Here is a 4,654-nt window from a genome sequence, read left to right as displayed (position 1 = left end):
CTTCACAGCCATACGCGAACTCTACGCCCAATTGCCCGAATCCAGAGTGCGCGGTTATGGCGCCGGGCGCTTCAGCTTTAATATCAAAGGCGGGCGCTGCGAAGCCTGTCTGGGCGATGGTGTACGCCGCATTGAAATGCACTTCCTCCCCGACGTATTCGTCACCTGCGACGTATGCGGTGGCAGCCGATACAACAGAGAAACCCTCGAAATCCGGTACAAAGGCAGTTCAATAGCCGACGTCTTAAACCTCACAGTAAATCAAGCTCTTACCTTCTTCCGCAATATCCCAGCCGCGCAGCGACAACTCAAATCACTCGCCGACGTGGGCCTGGGTTATCTCCGCCTCGGCCAGCCCGCCACATCGCTTTCTGGCGGCGAGGCACAGCGCGTCAAACTCGCAACCGAACTGGCGCGAACCGCCACGGGCAAAACGCTTTACCTCCTCGACGAACCCACCACGGGATTGCACTTTGACGACATCCGCGTCCTCATCGAAGTCCTCGACCGCCTCGTTGACCGCGGCAACACTGTTCTCATCATAGAACACAACCTCGACGTCGTCAAACGCGCAGACTGGGTCATCGACCTCGGACCCGACGCAGGCGAAAAAGGCGGCAACATCGTCGCAACCGGCACGCCAGAGACCATCGCCCAAAATCCATCTTCCCACACGGGCCGTTTCCTCAAAGAAATTTTAACCCCATAAAAAAAAGCGCTCCATCGCTTACTGGAACGCTTCTTTTATTCTATAGATCCCCACCACCTATTTCCGCTCATCGTATTGCCGCCTGTAATACTCTCGATACCCTGCGCTCTCTCGAATTTTTCGCCACCAATCTTCATTGCCCAGATACCATTCAACCGTCAGGCGCAATGACTCTTCAAAATTGTACTTTGGCTTCCACCCCAGCGCCATAATTTTTGACGCATTCAGAGAATACCGCATATCGTGTCCGGGCCGATCAGCCACATGCTGCATCAAATCTCTGGGCTTCTCCAAATACTCAAGAATTTTTTCCGCAACAGAAAGACCATCCGCTTCATTCTCACCCCCCACATTATACGCCTCGCCCTGCGCGCCCTTGTGCAGCACCAGATCAATCGCCTCGCAGTGATCCGTCACATAAAGATGATCGCGAATCGCCGTCCCCGCGCCATACACGGGCAATGCAAGATCATCCATCGCATTGGTAATATAAATGGGCACGCGCTTCTCGGGATATTGAAACCCCCCAATATTATTGGACGCGCGCGTAATCACCACGGGCAAATTGTATGTAATGGCAAACGCCCGCGCCATCATATCCCCGGACGCCTTCGCCACCGCATAGGGATTGCGCGGCGCAATCGGTGCATACTCCGTCCACGGATCTTCGTCCTCTTCCAAAGATCCATACACCTCGTCTGTACTCACCTGCAAAAACCGCTCAACACCGCAATCCCGTGCTGCAGCCAGCAGCGTGTACACACCCAGCGCATTGGACTTCATAAACTCCTCGGCACCCATAATGCTCCGATCCACATGGCTCTCCGCGGCAAAATTCACCACCAGATCGACCCGCTGCATCAAATCATTGACCAACCCGGCATCGCAAATATCCCCCCGCACAAATTCATATCGGGAATCGTCCGCAACATCCAGCAAATTATCCAGATTGCCTGCGTACGTCAGCTTGTCCAGATTGATAACGCGATAATCGCGATACGCATCGAGAACATATCGCACAAAATGGCTGCCGATAAACCCGGCACCGCCTGTAATGAGCATTGTCTTCAAATTTTTCTCCGTTCATGCGGGTTAGGAGGATATGCGTTGCCTGTCGAAAGTGTTGGTGATGATTCCACATCTTTTATCTTTGTTCTGCCTTCGGCGACCTACTTTTTGTCATCAGAGAAGACGCGATTGAGCGTCTGAAGAAAAGTAGGCAAAAAATGCCGCTCTCAAACGCCGAGGGGCTGGCACAGCGCAAATCGCTTCTATGGAAATACCATCCAAGATGGCCTTCAGAGTTGGGATACAATAAGAATGTCCGCTACGAGACGGACTCACGCGCTGTGCGTGATGGCTTTAATTGATGGTGTTTTGGGATGGTTTTTTTATGATGGATTATTTGAGTACACCGCCTTTGTGTCCTCTCGGACGCCCTCCAGTAAGTCTGCGGCAAGATAGTAATCCTCCACATCCTCAAGACCGCGTTTGATAATCTCTCTAAGAAAGAAATCCTTGCTGTGCCCTGTTCGCGCCACGAGGGAATCAATTCGTTTCTCAGCTTCGGGAGCCAGTTGAATAGTAGCCGCCATATTACCATCCCCTCTCAACGCTGTAAGATAGACACGATACCGATCTGGCATCGCCATCAATTCATACACGTCTTCTTTCTGTTCGTTCAAAATAAAATGGCATAAAATATTGAACGGTAGTGACAGAGTGTTGGATTCAAGGTCGGAGACTTCCTATTGTGTTGGTTTGGGGTTATTGTTTTTGCGATAGAGGTGGGATTGCCTGTTTTAGTTCTACTAAATGAAGAGACGGTAGTCATATGATGTGGCTCCAAAGCGCTGCAATAGTGAGCCAATGCGGGCGATCTCGTTGGAAGAGTGGAGAGTCGCAGGAGCTTTTGTATAAAGGTCAAAAGTATTCCAATTCATCTTCGACAAACCGAGAATTTCTTCGCAGATTTGCTTAAGGTCAGTTTGTCCCACATGCCGACGAATAGTCAGAGGAGCAGGGATGCGCCGTTTACCCTGAAAATATTTTAATTTCGGATTAACGGCTGTTGTCGCTCCGTGAACCCAAAGCAAGGCCGTATAATCGTCCAATTGTACAGCCGTTCCGCGCCGCACAGGATAATTGTCCTCGTCTATATTTCCGTAGCGATCTGTTTGAGAGGCCACGTACCGTAGAGCATTTTCTGTTTGGATTTCTAACATGTCAATCTGTTCAACATTACCCAATCCATCCAAAAGACCTTCACGTTCATCTCTTCTAAATGGAGTCCGCTTATGTAGTACCACGCGACTGGGGAGCTTTGAATGCGCCTCATAAAAAAGCTCTCGGATGGTCTCACCCACGCGCCTCGCATCGTCTTTAGACATGAACGGATTACGCCCGCGCATAATCGGATTTTCAACTTTGCTGAGGCGATATTGCAAACCCTCGCCACGCGCGCTGTAAATGTGACTACATCCCAAAATCACATGCTGATGCGGCGAGGCAGTTCTGTCAATGCTAAAACCAAGTCCCACGAAGGCTGTATCATCACTCAGATTGTCGAGCACCCAAGGAGTCCGCCTGCTTTTGACATACAGGGCGAGGGAAAGCCACCACCATATACGGCACTGCTGTCCGCCAGACAAAGTATCCTGATTGAGAAATTGGGTGGCTACCCCACGCTGAACGCAAAAAGCCTTAACGAAATCATGTACATCGAAACGTTCATCCTCATCGCTGTATCCACGTAATTGACTCCAGCGGTCTGGAAAGAAGATCAAGACTACTTGGGGTGCATACGACGATTGAAGGGTTCGAATGCTGTCGTTGATTAGCCTTGCGACCTCAACCGCTCCTCGTCGAGGGTGTGTTTCTCGTGGCTCAGGACAAGTGACCCACCCCGCAGTACCAATATTTGGTATTTCCAAAGGCAGACCGTATGCCTGTTGGAAGCTTGGATATTCAATCAGATAATCTCGTTCACTTTGCGCCGGTCTGTGATGCCTGTGTGCTTGAGCAAGGTAGGCATGGAGCTTTCTCGCTTCTGTATGTGGGCATATAACGCCAATTCGCACCGAAGGAGCAAGCCCCCTTTGCGTCAGAGCAAAATCGTAAGGTCTATTATTCACCACACCTTTTATTGGATGTGTGTCTTTTATTTGTCCTGAAGCACTACGATTGGAAAATACAAGTGGTGGCTCGAGAAGTTCTGTACCTTGATGCTTTAGGAGGGGCTGCATGCCCTTGGAAATTTTTAAAGAAGAGCTGCCTGTATGGCTGATTCCAGCAAAGATTGGAGAACGATATACCTTGAATTTGAATGTTGAACCACAGTTTGGGGGATATTCAAAGAGATTCAATCCATGGTAAGGAAACAACTCGCTACGCCATTTCATCATGACTTTATTAAAAGGTTTGTTGTGTTGCCAGCCAAGAATATTCAGTTTGATTGAGTTAGCGATTTGATAAGGCACCTGTTCTCCATTAGCATCCAGTACTTTGATAGATGGCTTCAAAACCAGATATTGCCTATTTCCTATCCGGCGTATAAACAATAGAATCGACTCATAGGCAATACATTTCATTCCACCTTGCTGGGTCGTTTTAACGGACTGTGAAAGCCACAATTCTCTACGGCCATCCGTTTTGATGCCAGCCGTATCAGCCATGGTATTAACCAATGCTTCCCGCATCAACGAAACTATCGCGCCATCCTCATATCGAAATTCCTCCGGCTCCACTGGCGTTCGTTGGATCTCACCTTTGATATTGTCTCCAAATATTTCCCGTATATCATCAATCAGGCCGATGGCAAGCACCTTGCCTTTTGGAACAGCAACAACGTTATGGTTGCATGTTTGTTCCCGTAGCCAAGACCAAACCCTCTTTTCCGGCCACACTTTCAGATCAAATTGAAATACCTCCGTCGGGCACTCAATT

General features: G+C 49.4%; 4 protein-coding genes. 1 reads left to right on the top strand and 3 read right to left on the bottom strand.

The window, feature by feature from the left end:
• The coding region (locus tag OXG87_17620; protein ID MCY3871372.1) for an ATP-binding cassette domain-containing protein at positions 1-709 on the top strand (709 nt) is incomplete at its 5' end.
• 57 nt (positions 710-766) lie between these two features.
• Here the strand turns inward: OXG87_17620 and rfbB are convergent.
• The 3 genes from rfbB to OXG87_17605 all read right to left on the bottom strand — a co-directional run.
• Positions 767-1,780 (bottom strand): dTDP-glucose 4,6-dehydratase, encoded by a 1,014-nt coding sequence (gene rfbB, locus OXG87_17615; protein ID MCY3871371.1) that lies wholly within the window; start codon positions 1,778-1,780, stop codon positions 767-769.
• A 320-nt stretch (positions 1,781-2,100) separates the two neighbouring features.
• A complete protein-coding gene (locus OXG87_17610; GenBank protein ID MCY3871370.1) occupies positions 2,101-2,304 on the bottom strand; it encodes a CopG family transcriptional regulator in 204 nt (67 codons plus the stop codon).
• A 216-nt stretch (positions 2,305-2,520) separates the two neighbouring features.
• The coding region (locus OXG87_17605; protein ID MCY3871369.1) for a hypothetical protein at positions 2,521-4,654 on the bottom strand (2,134 nt) is incomplete at its 5' end.

Source organism: Gemmatimonadota bacterium (assembly GCA_026706845.1).
In the GTDB taxonomy this organism is placed as follows: domain Bacteria; phylum Latescibacterota; class UBA2968; order UBA2968; family UBA2968; genus VXRD01.
Note: the sequence above shows the minus strand (reverse complement) of the source record. Positions and strands in the feature narration are given on the sequence as shown.